Source organism: Azospirillum brasilense (genome assembly GCF_008365405.1).
GTDB lineage: Bacteria > Pseudomonadota > Alphaproteobacteria > Azospirillales > Azospirillaceae > Azospirillum > Azospirillum brasilense_D.
The window spans coordinates 1-550 of sequence record NZ_QOKV01000088.1; the positions used below are offsets into that span (position 1 = coordinate 1).

Here is a 550-nt window from a genome sequence, read left to right on the forward strand (position 1 = left end):
CCGCAGCCTGACCGTCATCGACCAGGGCATCGCCGACACCGCGAACGGCGGGATGACCGTCACCGCCCTGCTGGCCTCCGCCGGCACCGCCACCGACGCCGAGTACGACAGCCCCGTCCCGATGGTCCCCGTCCTTCCGCTCGGCATCGCCGTCACCGGGGTGACCAACAGCAACGGCACCTGGCAGTACAAGGTCGGCACCGGCGCCTGGACGGACATCCCCACCGCCTCGTCCAACGGCTCGGCGCTGCTGCTCGCCGGGTCGGACCGCGTGCGCTTCGTGCCGAGCGGGTCGGGCTTCACCAACACCGACACCGGCGGCCTCACCTTCAAGGCGTGGGACCTGACCAGCGGCACCGCGGGCGGCACCGCCGACACCAGCGCGGACGCCTACAGCACGGGCGGCGCCACCGTGACGATCCGCGTCGACGCCGTGCCGACCCTGACCGCGACCGGCGGAGCCAAGACCTTCGGCGTCGGGGTGGACAGCGCCACCACCAGCCTGTTCAGCGGCGTGACGGCCTCCACGGTGGAGGCGGGGCAGAGCTTC

At 73.1% G+C, this 550-nt stretch carries 1 pseudogene; it reads left to right on the forward strand.

From position 1 onward, the window contains the following. Positions 1-550 (forward strand): annotated as a pseudogene (locus DS837_RS32295) (hypothetical protein); the annotation flags it as partial.